This window comes from Vibrio sp. 1580, assembly GCF_033340055.1.
This window is the reverse complement of the sequence record NZ_JAWOVT010000422.1, coordinates 1-614: the sequence shown is the minus strand read 5'-3', so window position 1 is coordinate 614 and position 614 is coordinate 1. Positions and strand designations below refer to the sequence as shown.

1 protein-coding gene is annotated in these 614 nt (G+C 49.8%); it reads right to left on the bottom strand.

All coding sequences use genetic code 11. From position 1 onward, the window contains the following. Positions 1-614: flagellar basal-body MS-ring/collar protein FliF (gene fliF, locus R7093_RS26360; protein WP_318147168.1), on the bottom strand; the 614-nt coding region annotated here is incomplete at both ends.

The window sequence follows — 614 nt, the reverse complement described above, 5'->3', positions numbered from 1 at the left end:
TCTGCTGACGCAACATCTGCACTCAACAGTCGGCCATATTGATCGATGACAGAAACAAACTCAGGCTTCATCGCCGTCACACTGCCGACGATCAAGTTGATGATCGCTTCAACCTGTTCTGGCTTAAGGTCTTCACCCGGTTTGAGTTCGAGCATGACAGATGCAGACGGATTTTCACCGTTTTGGCGTACAAACAAAGTTTGACGAGGAATCGCAAGGTGAACACGCGCATTCGCTACCGAGTTTAGCGACATGATAGTGCGTACTAACTCACCTTCTAAACCATGACGGTAACGCGCAGTCTCCATAAACTGGCTGGTACCTAATGAGCTGTCTTCTTTCAGTGAATCCAATCCGGTTGGCAGTTTCGCTTGTACGCCTTTTGACGCCAATAACATACGAATGCGAGCCACCTCACCTTCAGGAACCAGCACTTGGCCGTTCTGCTCCTGCATGCGGTAGCTCACACCTTCACTCTCTAAGACCGAGACAATCTCACCAATATCGAATCGCTCTTGTTGGCTGTATAGCGGACGGAAGCTTTGAGAAGAACTCCAAAGCGCAACCACAATGATCGCCGCTACAATCGCCGCGAGAACAGCGGATAGAACAAG